Here is a 21,781-nt window from a genome sequence, read left to right on the forward strand (position 1 = left end):
CGAGCAACCCCGGATGAGCCGCCGCGGGGCGACCACGCCGGAGCGCCCGGACCAGCCGCCCGGATGCAGTCCGCACCTCCCTCGGGAATTACGGATCAAGTCTTAGCTTCCGGCGCCATGACACCTGTGCGAAAGACACGACGCACGATGCCGACGAGGCTGGTGGGGGCGGCGCTTGCGCTGACCCCCACGACCCCCGCTCCCAGGCATGGGACCGGCTGGCATCTCACCCCGACCGGGACCGACGTCCGCATCCGGGGACTGGCCGCGGTGGGCCGCCGCACCGCCTGGGCGGCCGGCTCCCAGGGCACCGTTCTGCGCACCATCGCCACGGCCTCGCCCTGAGCGACCCCGTCGACGGAAGGTTCCGGATCCTCGCCACCCGCGACGGCGGCCGCTCCTGGGAGGTCCTGCCGGACTCCGGGATGCCGGCGGCCCTCCCCGGTGAGGCCGGTTTCGCCGCGAGCGGCCAGTGCCTGGTCTCCGCCGGGCCGCGGGAGGTCCGCTTCGCGACCGGCGGCGGGGCCACCGCCCGGGTGTTCCGCTCCGCCGACCGGGGCCGCACCTGGACCGTCACCGACACCCCGGTGCCGGCCGGCGAGCCGGCCCGCGGCGTCTTCGCCCTCGCCTTCCGCGACCGCGACCGCGACCACGGTCTCGCCGTCGGCGGCGACTACCGGACCGGACAGCCCTCGCCTCAGGCCGCCGCCGTCACCGCCGACGGCGGCCGCACCTGGACCCCGGCCGGCACGCCCCCGCCCGCCTACCGCTCCGGCGTCGCCTGGCTCCCGCACACCCGGGCCGCCGCCCTGGCCGTCGGCCCCACCGGCACCGACCTCACCCTGGACGGCGGCCGCACCTGGCGGACCGTGGACACCGGCTCGTACGACTCCGTGGACTGCGCGCCGGACGGCGGCTGCTGGGCCTCGGGCGAGAAGGGCAGGGTCGCGCGGCTCGCCCGCGGGTGAGGCGGGCGCCGGGTCAGGCCGGCGGCTGCTCGCGGTAGCCGGCCAGGCCCTCGACGGTCTTCGAGGCGTAGAACTCGGTGATCCGGTACGCGCACACGCCCTCGGCGCTGAAGGGGTCGGCCGCCGCGATCCGCTCGATCTCGGCCCGGTCGACCCCGGCCGCCAGGATCACCCCGCCGTCCCGCGGGTTCTTCCGCCCGGACGCGAGGAAGACGCCCGCGGCGTACTGCTCGTCGAGCCAGGCGATGTGCGCGTCCATCAGGGCGTCCGCCCGCTCGACGGGCGCGGTGTAGGTCAATTCCAGTACGAACATGGGCGCAAGGCTAACCGGCGGCGGGCGGAAGGGGGATGCCGCCCGCCGCCGTAGGGTGGCCCCATGGGGATCATCGGGGTTCCGGCGGGGTGGCCCGCCGACGAGGAGACGGCGCTGGACGTCCAACGGCGGCTGCGGGGGCGGCTCGTGCTCGGCGAGGAGGGGCCGCCGCCGGGGGAGGGGCACGTCACCGGGCTCGACGTGGCGTACGACGACGAGCGGGACCTGGTCGCCGCGGCGGCCGTGGTCCTCGACGCCGGGACCCTGGAGGTCGTGGAGGAGGCGACGGCCGTCGGCCGGGTCTCCTTCCCCTACGTGCCGGGGCTGCTCGCCTTCCGGGAGATCCCGACCGTGCTCGCCGCCCTGGACGCGCTCGCCGCCGACCCCGGGCTGCTGGTCTGCGACGGGTACGGCCTGGCCCATCCGCGCCGCTTCGGCCTCGCCGCCCACCTCGGCGTGCTCACCGGACGGCCCTCGATCGGCGTCGCCAAGAACCCCTTCACCTTCTCCTACGAGCAACCCGGCCAGGACCGGGGCGCGTTCGCACCGCTGCTCGCCGACGGCGAGGAGGTCGGCAGGGCGCTGCGCACCCGGAGCGGGATCAAACCGGTCTTCGTCTCCGTCGGGCACCGGATCTCCCTCCCCAACGCCTGCGCGCACACCCTCGTCCTCTCCCCGCGCTACCGGATCCCGGAGACCACCCGACACGCCGACGCCCTCTGCCGCCGCGCGCTCAAGGAGGCCCTGGGCGGCTGAACGGCGACCGGACGCCGGGGCCCCGCCGCGCGGAGGCCCGTTGTCAGACCCCCACGGCACAGTGGATCCCATGACAACCCCCGTCACCACGCCCTCGCGGCGCTCCTCCGCCGGCCGCGCACTGCCCGTCGTCCTCGCCGTCGCCGCGCTCTCCGCGCTCGCCTGGACCTGCGCCATCCTGTACGTCCTCGCCGACTGGGCCACCGGATGACCGGCCGCCCGCGAGGGCCCTCCCGCTCCAGGATTCGACCGCCCCGCGAGGCGGGAAGGAAGAGGAGATGGACCTGTACGCGACCCACCGAAAGCTCGTCTCCTCCGGCTCCCCGCTGGAACCGGAGATCGGCTTCTCCCGCGCGGTACGGCACGGCCCGTACGTCTCCGTCGCCGGCACCGCCCCGATCGCGCCCGACGGCACCACCACCGCGCCCGGCGACGTCTACGCCCAGACCGTGCGCTGCCTCGACATCGCCGAGGCCGCCCTGCGCGAGGCGGGCGCCCGCCCGGAGGACGTGGTCCGCACCCGCGTGATGCTCACCGACGTCACCACCTGGCGGGAGGCGGCCCGCGCCCACGGCGAGCGGTTCGCCGCCGTCCGCCCCGCCTGCACCTTCGTCGAGGTGTCCCGCTTCATCGACCCCGAGTGGCTGGTCGAGATCGAGATCGACGCGATCGTGGCCGACCACACCGCGCCCGACATGATCGGCTGGTGACCGCCGCACCCCGGCGGGCCTCCCTCACTCCGTGTGCGCCACCCGGAAGCGCAGCCCCGCCGCCCGCAGCCGGGTGATGAGCGCGTCGCCCATCGCCACCGCCGTCGTGACCTGGCCCGCCGTCGCCGGCAGCGGGTCCAGGGCGAGGCAGAGCGCCGACTCGGCGAGCATCTTCGCCGTCTCGTCGTAGCCGGGATCACCGCCCGCGACCTCGGTGAAGACCCGCCGCCCGCCGCCCTCGCCGACGAACCGGACCGTGAACCAGCTGCGGGCCCGGCGTTCGGCGGACGGGCCAGAGCCCGACTTGTAACGGCCCATCAACCATCGGCGTACGACTGGCACTTGGGCCGCCGTGACGGCCCCGCCGATCGCCGCCGTGCCGCCGATCGCCATCGGCAGGGTCTTCACCGAGGCGTAGTGGCGGTAGCGGAAGTCGGGGCCGTACCGTTCGAGGGCGGCGGCCGACCGGGCCACCACCTGGGGGTCCAGGGTGGGCAGCGGGAGAGCCCAGGTGCCCGTCTCGGTGCTGAACCGGGGCGCGCCGAGCGGCGCGTGGGCCCTCCGGCCGACCAACCGGGGCGCGTGCAGGCGCCGTTCGCGGGCCGCCCGCAGGATCTGCCGGCCGCGCCCGAAAGCGGTCAGCGCGGAGGCGAAGGTGCCGCCGGAGAAGACGGCTCCGGCGCGGACGAAGCCGTCGATCCGCAGCGGTACGCCCTCCGGGAGCTGCTCCACCGTGAACAGCACGCCGAGGTCGTGCGGGACGGAGTCGAAGCCGCAGGCGTGCACGATCCGGGCACCGGTCTCGCGGGCGCGGGCGTCGTGCCGGACATAGGTCCGGTCGACGAACTCGGCCTCGCCGGTGAGGTCCAGGTAGTCGGTGCCGGCCTCCGCGCAGGCGGCGACCAGGCCGTCGCCGTACCAGACGTAGGGGCCGACGGTGCTCGCCACCACCCGGGCCGACTCGGCGAGCGTCCGCAGCGAGGCGGGGTCGCCGGAGTCGGCGAGCAGCAGCGGCAGGCCGGCGCAGTGCGGCCGGCGGGCGGCGAGCCGGTCCCGCAGCGCCTCCAGTCTGGCGTGCGAGCGGCCGGCGAGGGCCCAGCGGAACCCGGCTGGGGCGTGCTCGGCCAGATACTCCGCGGTGAGCTCGCCCACGAACCCGGTCGCCCCGTAGAGGACCAGGTCGTACGGCCGCGCCGCCGTGTCCCGGCCGGGCCCCCGCCCCGTGACCGCCGCTGTCTCCATCGCGCCCCACTCCCGTCCCGCCCTGTCGCCGAGGCCCTTGAAGCCGCCGAAGCCGCCGAAGCCGCCGCAGCCGCCGAAGCCGCCGAAGCCGCCGAAGCCGCCGCAGCCGCCGAAGCCGCCGAAGCCGCCGAAGCCGCCGAAGCCGCCGAAGCCGTCGAAGCCGTCGAAGTCCTCGACGCCGTCGGCGGAGGATAGCGGACCCGCTCGGATCCTCGAATTTCCAAGCGCTTGCTCGGCCCGGGGCTTGTGCCGAGTGGAACACGTTCCTAGCATCGTCGGTGTTACATCATTGGTGTCACACACTCTGGGGGCTCGATGGAGACGAGGCAGACCGAGCGGACGGGCCCGCTCGCCGGGGTCCGGGTCGTGGAGCTCGCCGGCATCGGCCCCGGCCCCTTCGCCGCCATGCTCCTCGCCGACCTCGGCGCCGACGTCGTCCGCGTCGACCGGCCCGGCGGCCCCGGCCTCGGCGTCGACCCGGCCAAGGACCTCACCAACCGCAACAAGCGCTCGGTCCTCGTCGACCTCAAGGCCCCCGGAGGCCCGGCCGCCGTCCTCGACCTCGTGGAGCGCGCCGACGTCCTGATCGAGGGGTACCGCCCCGGCGTCGCCGAGCGCCTCGGCGTCGGCCCCGACGCCTGCCTCGCCCGCAACCCCCGGCTCGCCTACGGCCGGATGACCGGTTGGGGTCAGGAAGGACCGCTCGCCCCCACCGCGGGACACGACATCGGCTACATCGCCGTCACCGGCGCCCTCGGCATGATCGGCCCCGACCCGGACGGCCCGCCGACCGTCCCCGTCAACCTGCTCGGCGACTACGCGGGCGGCTCGCTCTACCTCGTCATCGGCGTCCTCGCCGCCCTCCAGCACGCCCGCGCCCACGGCGAGGGCCAGGTCGTGGACGCCGCCATCGTCGACGGCACCGCCCACCTCACCACCATGATCCACGCCATGCTCACGGCCGGCGGCTGGCAGGACCGGCGCGGGGTCAACCTCCTCGACGGCGGCTGCCCCTTCTACGGCGTCTACGCGACCTCCGACGGCGGCCACATGGCCGTCGGCGCGCTGGAAGAACGCTTCTACGACGAGTTCGCCCGCCTCCTCGGCCTCGACGAGGCCACCGCCCTGCGCCGCGACCTCGCCCGCTGGCCCGAGCTGCGCGAGGCCGTCGCCGCGCGCTTCCGGAGCCGTACCCGGACCGAGTGGACCGAGGTCTTCGAGGGCACCGACGCCTGCGTCGCCCCCGTCCTCTCGCTCCGTGAGGCCCCCGCCCACCCGCACCTCGCGGCCCGCGCCACCTTCGCCGAGCACGGCGGACTCGTCCAGCCCGCGCCCGCGCCCCGCTTCTCCGCCACCCCCGGCACGCTCCGCACCGGCCCCGCCCTGCCGGGCGCCGACACCGCCGAGGTCGCCCGCGACTGGGCCGTCCCCGCCCTGAACGCCCCGTCCCCCCAGGAGTCGAAGACCGCATGAAGCGCACCCTCTACACCGACGACCACGAGGCCTTCCGGGCGGTCGTCCGCACCTTCCTGGAGAAGGAGGTGCTGCCCCACTACGCGCAGTGGGAGAAGGACGGCATCGTCTCCCGCGAGGCGTGGCTCGCCGCCGGACGGCAGGGCCTCCTCGGCATCGCCGTCGACGAGGAGTACGGCGGTGGCGGCAACCCCGACTTCCGGTACGCCTCCGTCCTCGCCGAGGAGTTCACCAGGGCCGCCGCCCCCGGCCTCGCCATCGGCCTGCACAACGACATCATCGGCCCGTACCTCACCAAGCTCGCCACCGACGAGCAGAAGCGGCGCTGGCTGCCCGGCTTCTGCTCCGGCGAGACCGTCACCGCCATCGCGATGACCGAGCCCGGCGCCGGCTCCGACCTCCAGGGCATCCGCACCACCGCCGAGGACCGCGGCGACCACTGGGTGCTCAACGGCTCCAAGACCTTCATCTCCAACGGCATCCTCGCCGACCTGGTGATCGTCGTCGCCAGGACCACCCCCGAGGGCGGCGCCCACGGCCTCTCCCTCCTCGTCGTCGAACGCGGCATGGAAGGCTTCGAACGCGGCCGCAACCTCGACAAGATCGGCCAGAAGGCGCAGGACACCGCCGAACTCTTCTTCGAGGACGTCCGCGTCCCCAAGGAGAACCTCCTCGGCGAGCTCAACGGCGCCTTCGTCCACCTGATGACCAACCTCGCACAGGAGCGGCTCGCCATCGCCGTCGCGGGCATCGCCGGCGCCGAGCACCTCCTGGAGCTCACCACGCGGTACGTGAAGGAGCGCGAGGCCTTCGGCCGCCCGCTCGCCAAGCTCCAGCACGTGCGCTTCGAGATCGCCGAGATGGCCACCGAGTGCGCCGTGACACGGGCCTTCGTCGACCGGTGCATCGCCGAGCATGCCAATCCAGAGGGCTTCGGCCTCGACCCGGTCAACGCCTCCATGGCCAAGTGGTGGGCGACCGAGCTCCAGAAGCGGGTCGCCGACCGCTGTCTGCAACTGCACGGGGGATACGGCTACATGAGCGAATTCCCGGTGGCCCGCGCCTTCACCGACGGCCGCATCCAGACCATCTACGGCGGCACGACGGAGATCATGAAGGAGATCATCGGCCGGTCGCTGCTCGGCTGACCCAGACCCCGGCTTACCGAAAAACCCTCACCGCGAAAGGCTTCCCGTGAGCACCGAAGCGTACGTGTACGACGCGATCCGCACCCCGCGCGGACGCGGCAAGGCCAACGGCTCCCTGCACGGCACCAAGCCCATCGACCTCGTCACCGGCCTGATCCGCGAGATCCAGACCCGCAACCCCGGCCTGGACCCGGCCGCCATCGACGACATCGTCCTCGGCGTCGTCGGCCCGGTCGGCGACCAGGGCTCCGACATCGCCCGGATCGCCGCCATCGCCGCCGGACTGCCCGACACCGTCGCCGGCGTCCAGGAGAACCGCTTCTGCGCCTCCGGCCTCGAAGCGGTCAACATGGCCGCCATGAAGGTCCGCTCCGGCTGGGAGGACCTGGTCCTGGCCGGCGGCGTCGAGTCCATGTCCCGGGTGCCGATGGCCTCCGACGGCGGCGCCTGGTTCGCCGACCCGATGACCAACCTGGCGACCAACTTCGTCCCCCAGGGCATCGGCGCCGACCTCATCGCCACCATCGAGGGCTTCACCCGCCGCGACGTCGACGAGTACGCCGCCCTCTCCCAGGAGCGTGCCGCCACCGCCTGGAAGGAGGGCCGCTTCGCCCGCTCCGTCGTCCCCGTCGTCGACCGGGCGGGCCTGACCGTCCTCGACCACGACGAGCACATGCGCCCCGGCACCACCGCCGACTCCCTCGCCAGGCTCAAGCCGTCCTTCGCGGACATCGGCGAGCTCGGCGGCTTCGACGCCGTCGCGCTGCAGAAGTACCACTGGATCGAGGAGATCGACCACGTCCACCACGCCGGCAACTCCTCCGGCATCGTCGACGGCGCCTCCCTCGTCGCCATCGGCTCCAAGGAGACCGGCGAGCGGTACGGGCTCGCGCCGCGCGCCCGGATCGTCGCCGCGGCCGTCTCCGGATCCGAGCCCACCATCATGCTCACCGGCCCCGCCCCGGCCGCCCGCAAGGCGCTCGCCAAGGCCGGTCTCACCATCGACGACATCGACCTCATCGAGATCAACGAGGCCTTCGCCGCGGTCGTCCTCCGCTTCGCCAAGGACATGGGCGTCTCCCTGGACAAGGTCAACGTCAACGGCGGCGCCATCGCGCTCGGCCACCCGCTCGGCGCCACCGGCGCGATGATCCTCGGCACCCTCGTCGACGAGCTGGAGCGCCAGGACAAGCGCTACGGCCTCGCCACCCTCTGCGTCGGCGGCGGCATGGGCATCGCCACCATCGTCGAGCGCGTCTGACCTCCCCGTCCGCACCCCTCAACCGGAGAAGCAGCAGTCATGAGCGAGAGCACCACCATCCGCTGGGAGCAGGACGAGACGGGGATCGTCACCCTCGTCCTCGACGACCCGAACCAGTCCGCCAACACCATGAACCAGGCCTTCCGGGCGTCCATCGCGGCCGTCGCCGACCGCCTGGAGGCCGAGAAGGACTCGATCCGCGGCGTCATCTACACCTCCGCGAAGAAGACCTTCTTCGCCGGCGGCGACCTCAAGGACATGATCCAGGCGGGCCCCGAGCACGCGCAGCCCATCTTCGAGGCCGCCATGGAGATGAAGCGCGCCCTGCGCCGCATCGAGACCCTCGGCAAGCCGGTCGTCGCCGCGATCAACGGCGCGGCCCTGGGCGGCGGTTACGAGATCGCGCTCGCCTCCCACCACCGGATCGCGCTCGACGCGCCCGGTTCCAAGCTCGGCCTGCCCGAGGTCACCCTCGGCCTGCTGCCCGGCGGTGGCGGCGTCACCCGCACCGTACGGCTCATGGGCATCACCGACGCCCTCCTGAAGGTCCTCCTCCAGGGCACCCAGTACACCCCGAAGCGCGCCCTCGACAGCGGCCTCGTCCACGAACTGGCCGCCACCCCCGAGGAGATGATGGCCAAGGCCATCGCCTTCATCGACGCCCACCCCGAGTCGCGGCAGCCCTGGGACGTCCCCGGCTACCGCATCCCCGGCGGCACCCCGTCGAACCCGAAGTTCGCCGCCAACCTGCCGGCCTTCCCCGCCAACCTGCGCAAGCAGCTGAACGGCGCCCCCTACCCGGCGCCGCGCAACATCATGGCCGCCGCCGTCGAGGGCTCCCAGGTCGACTTCGAGACCGCGCAGGTCATCGAGTCCCGCTACTTCACCGAGCTGGTCACCGGCCAGACCGCGAAGAACATGATCCAGGCGTTCTTCTTCGACCTCCAGGCCGTCAACTCCGGCGCCAGCCGCCCCAGGGGCGTCGAGAAGCGCCAGGTCCGCAAGGCCGCCGTCCTCGGCGCCGGCATGATGGGCGCCGGCATCGCCTACTCCTGCGCCCGCGCCGGCATCGAGGTCGTCCTCAAGGACGTCACCGAGGAGGCCGCCGCCAAGGGCAAGGCGTACTCGGAGAAGCTCTGCGCCAAGGCCGTCGCCCGGGGCCGTACCACCCAGGAGAAGGCCGACGCCCTGCTCGCCCGCATCACTCCCACCGCCGACCCGCAGGCCCTGGCCGACTGCGACGCGGTCATCGAGGCCGTCTTCGAGGACACCGCCCTCAAGCACAAGGTCTTCCAGGAGATCCAGCACGTCGTCGCCCCCGACGCTCCCCCAAACTCCGTCCGGGGGTACCCCCTGCTCTGCTCCAACACCTCCACCCTCCCGATCACCGTCCTCGCCGAAGGCGTCGAGCGCCAGGACGACTTCATCGGCCTGCACTTCTTCTCGCCGGTCGACAAGATGCCGCTGGTCGAGATCATCAAGGGCGAGCGCACCGGCGACGAGGCCCTGGCCCGCGCCTTCGACCTGGTCCGCCAGATCAACAAGACGCCGATCGTCGTCAACGACTCGCGCGGCTTCTTCACCTCCCGCGTCATCGGTCATTTCCTCAACGAGGGCGTGGCGATGGTCGGCGAGGGCATCGAGCCCGCCTCGGTCGAGCAGGCCGCCGCACAGGCCGGCTACCCGGCGAAGGTCCTCTCCCTCATGGACGAGCTGACCCTCACACTGCCGCGCAAGATCCGCAACGAGACGAGGAAGGCGGTCGAGGAAGCGGGCGGCACCTGGACCACCCACCCCGGCGAGGCCGTCATCGACCGCATGGTCGACGAGTTCGACCGCCCGGGCCGCAGCGGCGGTGCCGGCTTCTACGAGTACGGCGAGGACGGCAAGCGCGGCAGGCTGTGGCCGGGCCTGCGCGAGCACTTCACGAAGCCCGGGTACGAGATCCCGTTCCGCGACATGCAGGAGCGGATGCTCTTCGCGGAGGCCCTGGATACCGTCCGCCTCCTGGAGGAGGGCGTCCTGACCTCGGTCGCCGACGCCAACATCGGCTCCATCATGGGCATCGGCTTCCCGGCGTGGACCGGCGGCATCCTCCAGTACGTCAACGGGTATGAAGGCGGCGTCGCCGGCTTCGTGGCCCGTGCCCGCGAGTTGGCGGAGACGTACGGCGAGCGCTTCGCCCCGCCGGCGCTGCTCGTGGCGAAGGCGGAGCGCGGCGAGACCTTCACGGACGCCTGAAGGCGGACCGCAACTCCTCGCTCAGGGACCGCTGAAAGGCGGTGACGAGGGCCTGGACCACCATCGGCTGCATGTGCGCCGAGAGCGACTTCATCGCGGTCAGGTGGTCCGGGTCCTCCCCGCTCTCCCGGTACGGGTTCCACACCTGCTCCTGGAAGAGCCGGGCCAACTCCTGTGCCGCGGACCGCGCGTGGTCGAGCAGCACGGTCCGCGAGGCCAGGATGGTGTCGTGCTCGATGGGCACGTCGAGCAGCTCGACCCCGAGCCGCAGCAGCGCCCCGTCGAGCCGGAACACATCGGCGTCGCCGGTCGCCTCCAACACCCCGAGGGCGACGAGCCGTTCGACGTCGCGGTCGGTCAACTCCCGCCCGGCGCGCCGCTCCAGCTCCCGCCGGGTGATCGTCTCGGCGGACTCCGGCGCCCAGGACGCCACGAGCGCCCGGTGCACCGCGAGGTCCTGCGCGCTCAGGTCGGCCGGCAGCTGCTCCAGGTACCGCTCGATCGCGGCGAGCGTCATGCCCTGCCGCTGCAGCTCCTCGATGAGCGCGAGCCGCGCCAGATGCTCCGCTCCGTACCGCCCCACCCGCCGGGGCCCGATCACCGGCGGCGGCAGCAGCCCCCGCGTCCCGTAGAACCGCACGGTCCGCACCGTGACCCCGGCCCGCGCGGCCAGCTCGTCGACGGTGTACCCGGGTCCCAGTTCCTCGCCGCTCGCGTCCTCCATGGTCCAACAGTATTGCTGTCTCACCACTGCTGTAAAAGCTGGAGGAGGGTCCGTCTCACGTGGCGCGGGCGAGAGCCGTGTCGACGGAGGAGAAGGTGACGCCGTGGTCGGCCAGGGTCTCGGCGACGACCCCGCCGGTGGTGGTGAGGGCCAGCAGGAGGTGCTCGTCGCCGATCTCGCGGTCCTTGCGGGCCAGGGCCACGCGGAGGGACTTCTCCAGGACGGTCTTCGCCTCGCGGGAGAAGGTGCGGCGGCCGGACGTCCTGCGGGTCCCGGCGAGGGCCCCGGCGCCGTGGGTCTCCTCGACGCGCTCGACGATCGCCCCGACGTCGATCCCGAGCCCCGCCAGAGCCTCCGCGTCCGCCCGCGAAAGACCGGCCCGGCGCCGCGCGTCGGCCAGCGCGGAGACGAGGGAGGGCCGACGCTCCGGCGGACACAACCGCCCGAGCACCACCGCCGCGCGGGTGCCCTCCCGATCGAGCAGGGCGAGGAGAAGGTGCTCAGGCGTGACGACCCCCGCCCCACCCCGCTCCGCGTGCTCGGTGGCCCCCCTCACCGTGGCGCGCGCCGCCTTGGTGAACCGTTCGAACATCACTGCCTCCCATGCTTCTTGTGGACGGCCTGCCGGCTGACCCCCAGCTCGGTGGCGATCTCCCGCCACGACCACCCCTGGTCACGCGCACTGCGCACCTGAACGGCCTCCAGCTGTTCCAACAGCCGCCGCAGAGCGGAAACGGCCCGGAGCCCCACCCGGGGGTCCCGGTCACCGGCCCGAGCGGCGAGATCGGTCGCATCGGTCATGTTGTCAATGTAGGTTGACGGGCGAAAGGTGTCAACTCTGGTTGACGAGGGGTAGTGGTGCTGCCGCCCTCGGCCCGCGCGTGCGAATCTCGTTGTCAGACCCACTCCTTACGGTGGCGGCATGAGCGAGATCGCGTATGTGCGGGGCGACGCCACCGCGCCGCAGGGGCGGGGTGTCCGGATCGTGGCCCATGTCTGCAACGACCTGGGCGGGTGGGGCAAGGGCTTCGTGCTGGCCGTCTCACGGCGCTGGCCGGAGCCCGAAGCGGCCTACCGCCGCTGGCACCGGGAGCGGGCGGCCAACGACTTCGGGCTCGGCGCCGCGCAGTTCGTCCAGGTCGCCCCGTACCTCTGGGTGGCGAACCTGGTGGGTCAGCGGGGGATCCGCACCGGCCGGAGCAGCGGTGTGCCCGTGCGGTACGAGGCGATCGACACGGCCCTCGGGCTGCTCGCGGACAAGGCCGTCGGGCTCGGGGCCTCGGTGCACATGCCCCGGATCGGCTGCGGTCTCGCCGGTGGCCGCTGGGAGCGGGTGGAGCCGCTGGTCCGGAAGCGGCTGGTGGAGCGGGGGATACCGGTCACCGTGTACGACTTCGGCGCGTAACGGGCGGTGGGCGGGGGTGTGTCCGGGGAAGGTGCGGGGTGGGGGTTAGAGTCGGCGGCCGGCTCGTGTCGGCGGGCGGGAACGAGGGGGAGGGCGGGATGTACGGGCAACTCAGGGAGACGGCCACGGAGCTGGCCGGAGTCCTGTGGCGGGAGCACACGGTGTACCGGGAGCGGGGCGGCGGTGTCGTGATCCGGGGGGAGCACGTGCGCCGCTGGATCAGCCTCGCGCCGACGGGCGGCAAGGACCAGGCGCTGCTGCGGGCCGGGCGGCTCCTCGACGGGGGGACCACGGCCCCGGCCCGTACCGAGGTGGTGGTGGACCTGACGGCGCCGGTCTCCGAGCTGGCCACCGTCTGCCGGCGGATGCTCGCCGAGGTCGCCGCGGCGGCCGAGCCCGCCACCGGACCCGGCGCCGGGCCGTCCCGGGCCGGGCGGCCCCCGAAAGAGCCGAAGAGGCGGAAGGGGCCGAAGAGACGGAAGGGGCCGAAGGCGCCGAAGGCCAGGAGCCGGCACACGGGTGCCGGCTCCTGGATGGTGCTGGTGCTGGTCGGCATAGCCGTGGCCGCCTGGGTCTACAGCGTCTTCGGCGGCCCCGGCTACTGACCGGCCCGGCTCCTGGTCAAGCGGTCAGAAGCCCGTCACCGGGTAGTGGTCCGACAGGTTGGTGTACGTGTACGACGTGCCCCAGCTGGAGACCGTCCACGGCGCGGTCGACTCCAGGACCACGTGGTTCGTCCAGTTCGCCGGGCGGGCGTTGCCGGCCCGGTACAGGACGTAGTCCAGGTCCTCGCGCGGATCGGTCGGGTAGCGGTCCGCCGCGATCGAGTTCAGCGCGGTGTCGAAGGAGTACGGGTGCCCGGTGCGCGCGTCGGCGCCGGCCAGGCCCGCGTCGGCGAGCATCGTGGCGTACTCGGGGGTCCGGGAGTCGACGTTCATGTCGCCCGCGACGATCACCTGCTCGCCCGCCGGGATGTTCTTCGCGTCGAGGAAGGCGTCCATCGCCTTGAACTGGCGGCTGCGCATCTGCGCCGCCTCGCCCGCCGAGCAGCCCGGGTCGGTCGACTGGGCGTGGGTGCCGACGACGTGCACGCGGGTGCCGTTCACATCGAGGACCACGTAGGCGAAGCCCTTGTTGGAGTACCAGTCCGCGCCGCAGGCGTCCTTGTAGACGTACTGCTCCTTGCGGACGATCGGCCACTTGCTGAGGATCGTCACCCCGCCGTCCTCGGGGGTCATCGTCGAGTAGGCCCCGCCCGTGGCGTCCCAGCCGCTCTTCGAGCGGCCCACGACGGGCGTCTGGTACGGGTAGGCGGCGGCGGCCTTCGCCTTGAGCGCGTCCGAGGAGGAGTTGTCGAAGGCCTCCTGGAGCACCACCACGTCCTGGCCCTGGAAGAACGGGGCCGCGGGGATCGTCCGGGCCCGGTGGTCCTGCCCCCAGTTCGGGTACAGGGTCTTCGAGAAAAGGAAGACGTTGTAGGTGAGCACCTTCAGTCGGGGTGCCTCCGAAGGGGCCGCGGAGGCGGCGGGCGCGGTCGCGGCCAGGGTGGCGGCGGCGAGCGCGAGGGACACGGCGGCGCCGGAGATACGGCGGAACGCGCTGAGGGACACGTGAACTCCCGTCGAGGGGTGGGGGGTTGGACTCGGCGCGGGACATACAATCAGCCGCGGTTACCTTCCGGTAGCCTTTGGGTGCCGGGAATCTTGCCCGCGTCGTACAAGCGCGCCAACGATCACCGGGGTGTACGATTCGCCGCTTCCGGGACCAGGTAGAATGCGCGCCATGACCCTCGCGAACTCGAAGATCTTCGACATGGACCTCGGTCCGCTCAACCCCGTCTGGGCCGAGCTCATCCTCGGCTTCGCCGTCTTCTTCCTCACCTTCTTCTTCATGGCGAAGGTGATCCTCCCGAAGATCAAGCGCACCATCGAGCAGCGCGAGGACGCCATCGAGGGCGGCACCGAGCGCGCCGACGACCTCCGCTCCGAGGCCGCCGACATCCGCGCCCAGTACGAGGCCGAGCTCGCCGAGGCCCGCCACGAGGCCGCCCGCATCCGCGCCAAGGCCGTCGAGGAGGGCTCCGCCGCCATCGCCGCCGCCCGCGCCGAGGGTCAGGCCGAGCGCGATGCCATCCTCGCCGCCGGCACCGCGAAGATCGCCGCCGAGCGCGAGGCCGCCGAGCGCGAGCTCAACGCCGACGTCGACGCCTGGGCCCGCGCCCTCGCCGACCGCATCGTCGGCGAGCCGGTCGGCGCCGACCGCGGCTGACCGCGCGCGACCCGCACACCACCACGTCGGGGCCGTTCCCGGGGCGAGAGCCCACGGGGACGGCCCCGACGTCGTCCGCCCGCCCGTCCCGGGGTGCACCCTGGAGGGGCGACGACCGAGACGAGAGGCAGGGGGACCTCCGTATGACCACCAGAAGCAGCGAAGCCAAGGGAAACCCGACAGGACCGGCAGGACAGGCGGGGCCGCCCGGCCCCGCGGAGCCTGCGCGACCCCTCCGGGCGCCCGCCGATCCCGCCCCGCCGCCCGTCGGCGGCGTCCTGTGGAGCGTCGCCGGCGACGTCCGCGCGCTGCTCATGCTGCCCGCCGCCCTCACCATGCAGGTCGCCCACCCCGCGATCGGCGCCGGTGTCGACGACCACTCCGTCTTCCGTACCGACCCCTGGGGCCGCGGCGAACGCTCGCTCCGCTCCGTCCAGCTCTGGGTGTACGGAGGGGAGCAGGCCGCCGCCGAAGGGCGCCGGCTGCGCGCGCTCCACCGGGACATCCAGGGCACCGACGCGCACGGGCGCCGCTACCACGCCCTCACCCCCGCCTACTACTCCTGGGTCCACGCCACCGGCTACCCCGTCTACCGGCACGGCCTCGCCCTGCTCCACCGGCCCCTCACCGAGGCCCAGGACCGCCGGCTCTACGCCGAATGGCTCCAGGTCGGCCGGATCCTCGGCATCCACGACCGGGACATGCCGCAGACCGTCGAGGAGTTCTGGCCTTACTACCGCAAGGTCCTCGCCGAGGAGCTGGAGGCGACCGTCGTCGTCCGCGAGCTCCTCGACCCCGACGCCCCCGTCCCCGCGCCCGACCGGGGCCCGCTGCTCCTCCGGCTCGCCCTCCGCCCCCTCTGGCCGCTGCTGCGCCGCCCCTTCCAGCGGGTGCGCGCCTTCCTCACCGTGGGCCTGATGCCGCCGGACGCCCGCGCCGCCATCGGCCTGGAGTGGACGCCGGAGCAGGAGCGCCGGCTGCGCCGTCTCGCGCGGATCGTGCGCGCCGTCGTCCCCGTCCTCCCCGAGCGGCTGCGCTACCTGCCGATCGCCCGCCGCGCCCGGCAGGCCGCCCGGAGCGCCGCACACTGACGGGCGGCGCCGACGGACGGCCCCCGGGGCGCGCGGCTCAGTGGTCCCGGTGCTCGTGGACCGTGTTCGTCGCCGCGATCTTCTCCCAGGACTTCGGCCGTACGGGCTCCGCCGTCGCCGCCCGCGTGAAAGCGGCCGCGGCGGGCCCGGTCGCCGGCTTGGACGGCTGGTAGAGCCAGGTGTCGAAGAGCTCCGCGAGCGGCTCGCCGGAGACCTGCTCCGCGTACCGGACGAAGTCCGCGACCCCCGCGTCGCCGTCCGCGAACCGTTGCGGCCAGCCCTTGAGGATCGCGAAGAAGTCCTCGTCGCCGATCTCGTTCCGCAGCTCTTGCAGCGCCATCGCTCCCCGGTCGTACACGGCGATGTGGAACTGGTTGTCCGGACCCGGGTCGCCCGGCTTCACCGTCCAGAACGGGTCCTCGGCCTTCCGCAGGGCGTACACGTAGTCCGCCAGCTCCTGGGCCGTGCCCTCGCCCTCCTTCTCCGACCACAGCCACTGGCTGTAGCGGGCGAAGCCCTCGTTGATCCAGATGTCCTTCCAGTCGTGCACCGAGACGCTGTCGCCGTACCACTGGTGGGCCAGCTCGTGCACGACCACCGACACGTTCGCGCCGTTCGCGAACTGGCGCGGGCTGTAGAACGGCCGGGTCTGCGTCTCAAGGGCGTAGCCGCTGGTCACATTGGGCACATAGCCGCCGAGCGCGTTGAACGGGTACGGTCCGAAGATCCCCTCCAGCCACTCCGCGACCTCGGAGCTCCGCTCGACCGAGGCGCGGGCCGCGCCCGCGTTGCCGCCGAGGTCCTTGCTGTACGCGTTGAGGACGGGCAGCCCGTTCGCGGTCGTGTCCGTCGTGATGTCGAACTTCCCGACCGCGAGCGTGGCCAGATACGTCGCCTGCGGCTTGTCGGAACGCCAGTGGAAGCGTGTCCGGCCGAGCAGGGACGACTGCGACCGGAGCACGCCGTTGCTGATCGCCTGGGTGCCGTCGGGCACCGAGACCGACACGTCGAAGGTGGCCTTGTCGCGCGGGTGGTCGTTGGACGGGAACCACCAGGCCGCCGCGTCCGGTTCCTGTGCGGCGACGCCGCCGTCCGGGGTGCGGTGCCAGGCGGACCAGCCGTCGACCTTGAACTCGGACGGTTTGCCCGCGTAGCGGACGACCACCGTGATCCGCTTGTTCTTCGGCAGCGGCACCGCCGGGGTGACCTCCAGCTCGTGCGCCCCGGTGGCGGCGAACCGCGCGAGCCGGCCGTCGACCCGTACCTCGCTCACCCGCAGACCCAGGTCCAGGTTGAACCGGGAGAGGTTCTGCGTGGTCGTGGCCAGGATCGTCGCCGTCCCCTCCAGGAGGTCCGTCGACGGCTCGTACCGCAGACGCAGGTCGTAGTGGGAGACGTCGTAGCCTCCGTTGCCGCTGGCGGGGTAGTAGGAGTCGCCGATGCCCGGCGCGCCCGGGGCGTAGTCGGCCGCCGATGCCGGGATCGCCAGCAGCAGAGAGGCCGCGAGGGCGCTCGGAACGATGATTCTGCGGTGCACGGGTGCTCCCCAAGTCGTAAGAAACGTCGGACGCGTGCGTGGGCGTCGATCTCTGTTCGTACGCTTTCGGACTCCATGAAGCACGCGACACAGCGTCACGTAAAGAGCGCGCCCTGTCACACCGGCGCCATTCGGCCGCCCTGGAACCACCGGTTCACCCGTTTCCCTCACGCGGTCTTCCGCCCCGCCCGGCACGGCGAGTACGTTCCCGCCCATGCCGACGCGATTCCGTGCCGCGCGCCGCGCCCTGGCCCTCGCCGCCGGGGCCGCCGTGCTCGGGCTGCCCCTCGTCACCTCCCCGGCGAAGGCGGAGGGCCCCGGCGGGCCGCACGCCCCGCCGCGTACCGGCTTCGAGACGAGCGGCGGCGCGCACTGGACGAGCGAGGCGGAGGAACGGGACTTCCTCGCCGCCGTCGAAGCCGCCGGGGAACGGGGCGGCGGCCGGGTCACGGTCACCGCCCTCGGCGCCACCGCGCAGGGCCGGCCGCTGCGGCTCGTCGCCCTCGGCCCCGCGCACGGCGCCGCCACCACCGTCCTGCTCGTCTGCGGCCAGCACGGCGACGAACCCGCCGGTCGCGAGGCCTGCCTCAGCACCGTCCGCGACCTCGCCCACGCCCGCGACGCCGCCACCCGGCGCCTCCTCGCCCGCACCACCGTCCTCGTCGTGCCCGACGCCAACCCCGACGGACGCGAGGCCGGGACCCGCGGCAACGGCGCAGGCATCGACATCAACCGCGACCACCTCGCGCTGCGCACCCCCGAGGCCCGCGCCCTCGCCGCCGTGCTCCGCGACCGGCGGCCCGACCTCGTCCTCGACCTCCACGAGTACGCCGCCACCCCCGGCTCCTACGACAAGGACCTGCTCACCCTCTGGCCGCGCAGCCTCGACGCCGACCCCCGCGTCCGCGCCGAGTCCCGCACCCTCTCCGAGGAGTACGTCGGCCCCGGCGCCGCCGTCGCCGGACGCACCCACGGCGTCTACGGCATCTGGACCGACCCTCTCACCGGCCGGCCGGTGAAGCAGGTCGCCGGCGACGGCCAGGAACGCATCCTGCGCAACACGGCCGGGATCAAGCACATGGCCGCCCTCCTCACCGAGAGCCGCGAGAACCCGCTCGGCGAGGCGGAGGAGCGCGACCCGGCGCTCGGCCGGCAGCGCCGCGTCGCCACCCACCTCACGGCCCTGAAGAGCGCCTTCGCGTACGTCTCCGAGCGCCGCGGCCCGCTCGCCGCCGCCACCTCCGCCGCCCGGCTCACCGGTCTCGCCGACCGCGGCCCCGTGTACCTCGGCGGCGCCGACGACGACCCGCCCGGACCTGACGAGACGATCACCGACCCGCCCTGCGGCTACCGCCTCGACCCCGCCCAATACGCCGAGGTGGGCGACGAACTCGCCCTGCACGGCGTGACGGTGAGCCCCGAGCCCGGCGGCGGCGCCTACGTACCGCTCCGCCAGTCGCAGCGGCTCCTGGTCCCGCTGCTCCTCGACGAGCGGGCGACCTATCACCTCGTCAGTGGGCGTCCTGTGGAGGAGTGTTGACGTTTCCGTGCATAGGGAGGGGCGTGTCCGGTCGGTCCCGTTGGGGCGGGTAAAGTTACCGGCCGGTACTGACCATGCCTCATACGGGCCGCCACGGCCCCGACTTGGAGAACCACATGTCCCACGCGACGCGTGCGCGCCGCACCCTGCCCGCCCTGTTCGCCACGATGCTGCTGGCCGGGGGCCTGCTGCTCGGACAGACCGCCGCCGCCCCGTCGGCCGAGGCCGCCTCCGGGGTCACCTGCAGCCCCAGCAAGCTGTACAAGCAGGCTCGCGCCGAGCGCGACCGGGCCGCCCAGCTCAAGCGCCTCAAGGCCTACGAGGAGTCGCGCCGCGCCTACGCCCGCGCCGACGCCCTGGAGCGCCGCGCCAAGCAGTGCGAGCGCGCCGACGAGGTCGTGGCCCCGCCGTTCGGGAAGTGACCCGGACGGGACGCCCTCCGTCCCGCTGACCCGAGTACGGCGAAGGCCCCGCTCCACCAGGGACGGGGCCTTCGCCGCACCCGCCGCCCACGTAGGATGCGTGGTCTGATGACTGCCACCCTCGTCGCCAAGGACCTCGCCGCCGGCCACGGCGAACGCACCCTCTTCGCCGGTCTCGACCTCGTCGTCGCCCCCGGCGACGTGATCGGCCTCGTCGGCGTCAACGGCGCCGGCAAGTCCAGCCTGCTGCGGCTGCTCGCCGGACTCGACACCCCGGAGGACGGGGAGGTCCGGCTCTCGCCGCCGACCGCGACGGTGGGGCACCTGCCGCAGGAGCCCGAGCGGCGCGCGGGGGAGACCGTACGGGAGTTCCTGGCCCGCCGCACCGGCGTCGCCGCCGCCCAGGCCGCCATGGACGAGGCCACCCAGGGCCTCGTCGACGGCACCCCCGGCGCCGACGACGCGTACGCCACCGCCCTGGAGCGCTGGCTGGACCTCGGCGGCGCCGACCTCGACGAACGCGCCGAGGAGGTCGCCTCCTCCCTCGGCCTCACCGTCGGCCTCGACCAGCCGATGACCGGCCTCTCCGGCGGCCAGGCCGCCCGCGCGGGACTCGCCTCCCTCCTCCTCTCCCGCTACGACGTCTTCCTCCTCGACGAGCCGACCAACGACCTCGACCTGGACGGCCTGGAACGCCTGGAGGCCTTCGTGAAGGGCCTGCGGGCCGGCACCGTCGTCGTCAGCCACGACCGCGAGTTCCTCACCCGCACCGTCACCAAGGTCCTCGAACTCGACCTCGCCCAGCAGCGGATCACCCTCTACGGCGGCGGCTACGACGCCTACCTGGAGGAACGGGCCACCGCCCGCCGGCACGCCCGCGAGGAGTACGAGGAGTACGCCGACAAGAAGTCCGCCCTGGAGAGCCGCGCGCTCATGCAGCGCAACTGGATGGACAAGGGCGTCCGCAACGCCCGCCGCAAGGCGAGCGACAACGACAAGATCGGCCGCAAGCTGCGCGGCGAGGCCAGCGAGAAGCAGGCCGCGAAGGCCCGCCAGACCCAGCGCATGATCGAGCGCCTGGACGTGGTCGAGGAGCCCCGCAAGGAATGGGAGCTGCGGATGGAGATCGCCGCCGCACCCCGCTCCGGCGCCGTCGTCGCCACCCTCCGCGAGGCCGAGGTCCGCCGCGGCGACTTCACCTTCGGGCCGGTCTCGCTCCAGATCGACTGGGCCGACCGGGTCGCCGTCACCGGCGCGAACGGCGCCGGCAAGTCCACCCTGCTCGCCGCCCTCCTCGGCCGTCTCCCGCTCGACTCCGGCCACGCCGCGCTCGGCTCCGGCGTCGTCGTCGGCGAGGTCGACCAGGCCCGCAGGCTCTTCCACGGCACCGAGACGCTCCTCGACGCCTTCTGCGCCGCCGTCCCGGAGACCGAACCGGCCGACGTCCGCACCCTGCTCGCCAAGTTCGGCCTCAAGGCCGACCACGTGCTGCGCCCCGCCACCACCCTCTCGCCCGGCGAGCGGACCCGCGCCGCGCTCGCCCTCCTCCAGGGCAGGGGCGTCAACCTGCTCGTCCTCGACGAGCCGACGAACCACCTCGACCTGCCGGCCATCGAGCAACTGGAGTCCGCCCTCGACTCCTACGACGGCACCCTGCTGCTCGTCACCCACGACCGGCGCATGCTCGACGCGGTCCGGGTCGACCGCCGGCTCGAGGTCGCCGACGGCAAGGTCACCGAACTCTGATGAGCGTCGCCTTCGGCTGGGGACCCGTCGAGGCACGGGCCCTCGTCCCGGACCCGACGGCCTGCCTGGTCGTCGTCGACGTGCTCTCCTTCACCACCGCCGCCGGCGTCTCCGAGGAGCGGCCCCTCGCCGTGATCGCCTCCGGCGAGCGGTGGCCGGACGGCTCGCTCCGCCCCGTCCTGGAGGACCACCTGGGGGCCGGCGCGGTCCTCGACGCCCTGCGCACCCTGGCGCCAGGGCACCACCTGACCCCGGAGGCGACCGCGGCGGCCACGCCGTGGGCGGCGACGGACGACCCGGTCGCCGCCTTGCACGGCTGCGACTCGGGCCGTGAACTGTACGAGTACGGCTATCCGCAGGACGTGGAGGTGGCCGCCGAGACCGACGCGTCGACCGCCGTCCCCGTCCTCGTGGACGGCGCATTCACGGAGGCACCATGACCGACGACAGCATGACCCGGCTCCTCGCGATGCTGGACGACCTCGACGCGGACGTCGACGCCACGATCGACCTCGCCGACGAGATCGCGGCGAGCGGCGACCGGGCGCTGCTGCCGCGCCTGGAGTCCGAACTGGACCGGGCCGTCGCCGAGCGCAACGGCTACGCCCGCGAACTCCTCGGCGGCGTCATCGCCGCCCTCGGCGGCCCGACCACCCTCCCGGTCCTCGTCCGCGCCTCGGCGGTCGACCTCGGCGACGACCAGGACGGCCTGGCCGCGGAGATCGTCGATCTGGTCCAGTCCGACCCGAAGACGGCGGAACGAGTCCTCCGCCCCCTGACCGAAGCGGAAGACCTCACGGTGGCCAACCGAGCCGACTGGGCCCTGCGCTTCCTGCCGTAGCCGCCGTCTCTGTGTGGGCAATCGTCCCGCTTGGGGGTCCCCCCTGGGCGAAGCCCTTGGGGGAGGGACGGGTGGGCACACAGGGACGGCGCCCT

23 protein-coding genes and 1 pseudogene are annotated in these 21,781 nt (G+C 73.4%); 17 read left to right on the plus strand and 7 right to left on the minus strand.

Translation table 11 applies throughout. From position 1 onward, the window contains the following. The first annotated feature begins 117 nt into the window (after positions 1 to 117). Positions 118 to 968 (plus strand): annotated as a pseudogene (locus QK442_RS22650) (oxidoreductase). 13 nt (positions 969 to 981) lie between these two features. Here QK442_RS22650 and QK442_RS22655 read toward each other — a convergent pair. Continuing rightward, complete coding sequence (locus QK442_RS22655; protein WP_282695861.1) at positions 982 to 1,281, minus strand: YciI family protein; 300 nt, start codon at positions 1,279 to 1,281, stop codon at positions 982 to 984. 63 nt (positions 1,282 to 1,344) lie between these two features. On the opposite strand from QK442_RS22655, the gene QK442_RS22660 reads away from it, so the two are divergent. The 3 genes from QK442_RS22660 (at position 1,345) to QK442_RS22670 (ending at position 2,747) form a co-directional block, all read left to right on the plus strand. Next, positions 1,345 to 2,037 (plus strand): endonuclease V, encoded by a 693-nt coding sequence (locus QK442_RS22660; protein ID WP_282695862.1) that lies wholly within the window; start codon positions 1,345 to 1,347, stop codon positions 2,035 to 2,037. 70 nt (positions 2,038 to 2,107) lie between these two features. Next, the gene (locus QK442_RS22665) at positions 2,108 to 2,248 is read left to right on the plus strand and encodes a hypothetical protein (RefSeq protein ID WP_282695863.1); all 141 of its coding nucleotides are present in this window, start codon (positions 2,108 to 2,110) and stop codon (positions 2,246 to 2,248) included. Positions 2,249 to 2,315: 67 nt separating this feature from the next. Next, complete coding sequence (locus QK442_RS22670; protein ID WP_282695864.1) at positions 2,316 to 2,747, plus strand: RidA family protein; 432 nt, start codon at positions 2,316 to 2,318, stop codon at positions 2,745 to 2,747. Positions 2,748 to 2,771: 24 nt separating this feature from the next. Here QK442_RS22670 and QK442_RS22675 read toward each other — a convergent pair whose 3' ends face one another. Next, positions 2,772 to 3,989, minus strand: a complete 1,218-nt coding sequence (locus tag QK442_RS22675; RefSeq protein ID WP_282695968.1) for a saccharopine dehydrogenase NADP-binding domain-containing protein — start codon at positions 3,987 to 3,989, stop codon at positions 2,772 to 2,774. A gap of 315 nt (positions 3,990 to 4,304) precedes the next feature. Between QK442_RS22675 and QK442_RS22680 the strand changes: the two genes are divergently transcribed. The 4 genes from QK442_RS22680 to QK442_RS22695 are packed head-to-tail and all read left to right on the plus strand — an operon-like array spanning position 4,305 to position 10,112. Next, positions 4,305 to 5,462, plus strand: coding sequence for a CaiB/BaiF CoA-transferase family protein (locus QK442_RS22680; RefSeq protein WP_282695865.1), 1,158 nt, complete (start codon positions 4,305 to 4,307; stop codon positions 5,460 to 5,462). Beyond that, positions 5,459 to 6,610, plus strand: coding sequence for an acyl-CoA dehydrogenase family protein (locus QK442_RS22685; RefSeq protein WP_282695866.1), 1,152 nt, complete (start codon positions 5,459 to 5,461; stop codon positions 6,608 to 6,610). Before QK442_RS22680 ends, QK442_RS22685 begins: the two co-directional genes overlap by 4 nt. A gap of 46 nt (positions 6,611 to 6,656) precedes the next feature. Further along, complete coding sequence (locus QK442_RS22690; protein ID WP_282695867.1) at positions 6,657 to 7,871, plus strand: acetyl-CoA C-acetyltransferase; 1,215 nt, start codon at positions 6,657 to 6,659, stop codon at positions 7,869 to 7,871. Between the two features lie 39 nt (positions 7,872 to 7,910). Continuing rightward, entirely contained in the window at positions 7,911 to 10,112 is a 2,202-nt protein-coding gene (locus QK442_RS22695; protein ID WP_282695868.1) for a 3-hydroxyacyl-CoA dehydrogenase NAD-binding domain-containing protein, read from the plus strand. Here the strand turns inward: QK442_RS22695 and QK442_RS22700 are convergent. From QK442_RS22700 to QK442_RS22710, 3 genes are read right to left on the minus strand one after another with little or no spacing between them, the layout of a single operon-like run. Continuing rightward, entirely contained in the window at positions 10,099 to 10,836 is a 738-nt protein-coding gene (locus tag QK442_RS22700; RefSeq protein WP_282695869.1) for a MerR family transcriptional regulator, read from the minus strand. The two genes, QK442_RS22695 and QK442_RS22700, sit on opposite strands and share 14 nt — an antisense overlap. A gap of 55 nt (positions 10,837 to 10,891) precedes the next feature. Continuing rightward, entirely contained in the window at positions 10,892 to 11,428 is a 537-nt protein-coding gene (locus QK442_RS22705; RefSeq protein WP_282695870.1) for a Clp protease N-terminal domain-containing protein, read from the minus strand. Then, entirely contained in the window at positions 11,428 to 11,637 is a 210-nt protein-coding gene (locus QK442_RS22710; RefSeq protein ID WP_282695871.1) for a helix-turn-helix domain-containing protein, read from the minus strand. The genes QK442_RS22705 and QK442_RS22710 overlap by 1 nt, the downstream gene beginning before the upstream one ends. 121 nt (positions 11,638 to 11,758) lie before the next feature. Here QK442_RS22710 and QK442_RS22715 point away from each other — a divergent pair, with 121 nt between their 5' ends. After that, positions 11,759 to 12,241, plus strand: coding sequence for a macro domain-containing protein (locus tag QK442_RS22715; RefSeq protein ID WP_282695872.1), 483 nt, complete (start codon positions 11,759 to 11,761; stop codon positions 12,239 to 12,241). A 98-nt stretch (positions 12,242 to 12,339) separates the two neighbouring features. Next, complete coding sequence (locus QK442_RS22720) at positions 12,340 to 12,846, plus strand: hypothetical protein (RefSeq protein ID WP_282695873.1); 507 nt, start codon at positions 12,340 to 12,342, stop codon at positions 12,844 to 12,846. A gap of 24 nt (positions 12,847 to 12,870) precedes the next feature. On the opposite strand, the gene sph is transcribed toward QK442_RS22720, so the two are convergent. Beyond that, a complete protein-coding gene (gene sph / locus QK442_RS22725) occupies positions 12,871 to 13,851 on the minus strand; it encodes a sphingomyelin phosphodiesterase (protein WP_282695874.1) in 981 nt (326 codons plus the stop codon). A gap of 172 nt (positions 13,852 to 14,023) precedes the next feature. Between sph and QK442_RS22730 the strand changes: the two genes are divergently transcribed. Together QK442_RS22730 and QK442_RS22735 are read left to right on the plus strand one after the other, a co-directional pair. After that, on the plus strand, positions 14,024 to 14,509 hold the full coding sequence (locus QK442_RS22730) for a hypothetical protein (protein ID WP_282695875.1): 486 nt from the start codon (positions 14,024 to 14,026) through the stop codon (positions 14,507 to 14,509). A gap of 143 nt (positions 14,510 to 14,652) precedes the next feature. After that, on the plus strand, positions 14,653 to 15,600 hold the full coding sequence (locus tag QK442_RS22735) for an oxygenase MpaB family protein (RefSeq protein ID WP_282695876.1): 948 nt from the start codon (positions 14,653 to 14,655) through the stop codon (positions 15,598 to 15,600). 37 nt (positions 15,601 to 15,637) lie between these two features. On the opposite strand, the gene QK442_RS22740 is transcribed toward QK442_RS22735, so the two are convergent. Continuing rightward, the gene (locus QK442_RS22740; RefSeq protein WP_282695877.1) at positions 15,638 to 17,137 is read right to left on the minus strand and encodes a M1 family metallopeptidase; all 1,500 of its coding nucleotides are present in this window, start codon (positions 17,135 to 17,137) and stop codon (positions 15,638 to 15,640) included. A 214-nt stretch (positions 17,138 to 17,351) separates the two neighbouring features. On the opposite strand from QK442_RS22740, the gene QK442_RS22745 reads away from it, so the two are divergent. The 5 genes from QK442_RS22745 to QK442_RS22765 all read left to right on the plus strand — a co-directional run bounded on the left by QK442_RS22745 (position 17,352) and on the right by QK442_RS22765 (position 21,686). After that, on the plus strand, positions 17,352 to 18,677 hold the full coding sequence (locus QK442_RS22745; RefSeq protein WP_282695878.1) for a M14 family metallocarboxypeptidase: 1,326 nt from the start codon (positions 17,352 to 17,354) through the stop codon (positions 18,675 to 18,677). A gap of 116 nt (positions 18,678 to 18,793) precedes the next feature. Next, positions 18,794 to 19,099: a hypothetical protein gene (locus tag QK442_RS22750; RefSeq protein ID WP_282695879.1), complete on the plus strand. Its 306-nt coding sequence runs from the start codon at positions 18,794 to 18,796 to the stop codon at positions 19,097 to 19,099. Positions 19,100 to 19,207: 108 nt separating this feature from the next. Further along, positions 19,208 to 20,845: an ABC-F family ATP-binding cassette domain-containing protein gene (locus QK442_RS22755; RefSeq protein ID WP_282695880.1), complete on the plus strand. Its 1,638-nt coding sequence runs from the start codon at positions 19,208 to 19,210 to the stop codon at positions 20,843 to 20,845. Beyond that, positions 20,845 to 21,285: a 2-phosphosulfolactate phosphatase gene (locus QK442_RS22760; protein WP_282695881.1), complete on the plus strand. Its 441-nt coding sequence runs from the start codon at positions 20,845 to 20,847 to the stop codon at positions 21,283 to 21,285. Before QK442_RS22755 ends, QK442_RS22760 begins: the two co-directional genes overlap by 1 nt. After that, the gene (locus QK442_RS22765) at positions 21,282 to 21,686 is read left to right on the plus strand and encodes a hypothetical protein (RefSeq protein WP_282695882.1); all 405 of its coding nucleotides are present in this window, start codon (positions 21,282 to 21,284) and stop codon (positions 21,684 to 21,686) included. Before QK442_RS22760 ends, QK442_RS22765 begins: the two co-directional genes overlap by 4 nt. Positions 21,687 to 21,781: the final 95 nt, after the last annotated feature.

It is taken from the genome of Streptomyces sp. CC208A, assembly GCF_030010625.1.
In the GTDB taxonomy this organism is placed as follows: Bacteria; Actinomycetota; Actinomycetes; order Streptomycetales; family Streptomycetaceae; genus Streptomyces.

Coding starts and splice junctions, on each gene's coding strand:
- QK442_RS22720 (WP_282695873.1), top strand. CDS start 12,340: ATGTACGGGCAACTCAGGGAGACGGCCACGGAGCTGGCCGGAGTCCTG.
- QK442_RS22750 (WP_282695879.1), top strand. CDS start 18,794: ATGTCCCACGCGACGCGTGCGCGCCGCACCCTGCCCGCCCTGTTCGCC.
- QK442_RS22765 (WP_282695882.1), top strand. CDS start 21,282: ATGACCGACGACAGCATGACCCGGCTCCTCGCGATGCTGGACGACCTC.
- QK442_RS22665 (WP_282695863.1), top strand. CDS start 2,108: ATGACAACCCCCGTCACCACGCCCTCGCGGCGCTCCTCCGCCGGCCGC.
- QK442_RS22685 (WP_282695866.1), top strand. CDS start 5,459: ATGAAGCGCACCCTCTACACCGACGACCACGAGGCCTTCCGGGCGGTC.
- QK442_RS22680 (WP_282695865.1), top strand. CDS start 4,305: ATGGAGACGAGGCAGACCGAGCGGACGGGCCCGCTCGCCGGGGTCCGG.
- QK442_RS22675 (WP_282695968.1), bottom strand. CDS start 3,989: ATGGAGACAGCGGCGGTCACGGGGCGGGGGCCCGGCCGGGACACGGCG.
- QK442_RS22755 (WP_282695880.1), top strand. CDS start 19,208: ATGACTGCCACCCTCGTCGCCAAGGACCTCGCCGCCGGCCACGGCGAA.
- QK442_RS22670 (WP_282695864.1), top strand. CDS start 2,316: ATGGACCTGTACGCGACCCACCGAAAGCTCGTCTCCTCCGGCTCCCCG.
- QK442_RS22700 (WP_282695869.1), bottom strand. CDS start 10,836: ATGGAGGACGCGAGCGGCGAGGAACTGGGACCCGGGTACACCGTCGAC.
- QK442_RS22710 (WP_282695871.1), bottom strand. CDS start 11,637: ATGACCGATGCGACCGATCTCGCCGCTCGGGCCGGTGACCGGGACCCC.
- QK442_RS22705 (WP_282695870.1), bottom strand. CDS start 11,428: ATGTTCGAACGGTTCACCAAGGCGGCGCGCGCCACGGTGAGGGGGGCC.
- QK442_RS22735 (WP_282695876.1), top strand. CDS start 14,653: ATGACCACCAGAAGCAGCGAAGCCAAGGGAAACCCGACAGGACCGGCA.
- QK442_RS22715 (WP_282695872.1), top strand. CDS start 11,759: ATGAGCGAGATCGCGTATGTGCGGGGCGACGCCACCGCGCCGCAGGGG.
- QK442_RS22745 (WP_282695878.1), top strand. CDS start 17,352: ATGCCGACGCGATTCCGTGCCGCGCGCCGCGCCCTGGCCCTCGCCGCC.
- QK442_RS22760 (WP_282695881.1), top strand. CDS start 20,845: ATGAGCGTCGCCTTCGGCTGGGGACCCGTCGAGGCACGGGCCCTCGTC.
- QK442_RS22660 (WP_282695862.1), top strand. CDS start 1,345: ATGGGGATCATCGGGGTTCCGGCGGGGTGGCCCGCCGACGAGGAGACG.
- QK442_RS22655 (WP_282695861.1), bottom strand. CDS start 1,281: ATGTTCGTACTGGAATTGACCTACACCGCGCCCGTCGAGCGGGCGGAC.
- QK442_RS22730 (WP_282695875.1), top strand. CDS start 14,024: ATGACCCTCGCGAACTCGAAGATCTTCGACATGGACCTCGGTCCGCTC.
- QK442_RS22695 (WP_282695868.1), top strand. CDS start 7,911: ATGAGCGAGAGCACCACCATCCGCTGGGAGCAGGACGAGACGGGGATC.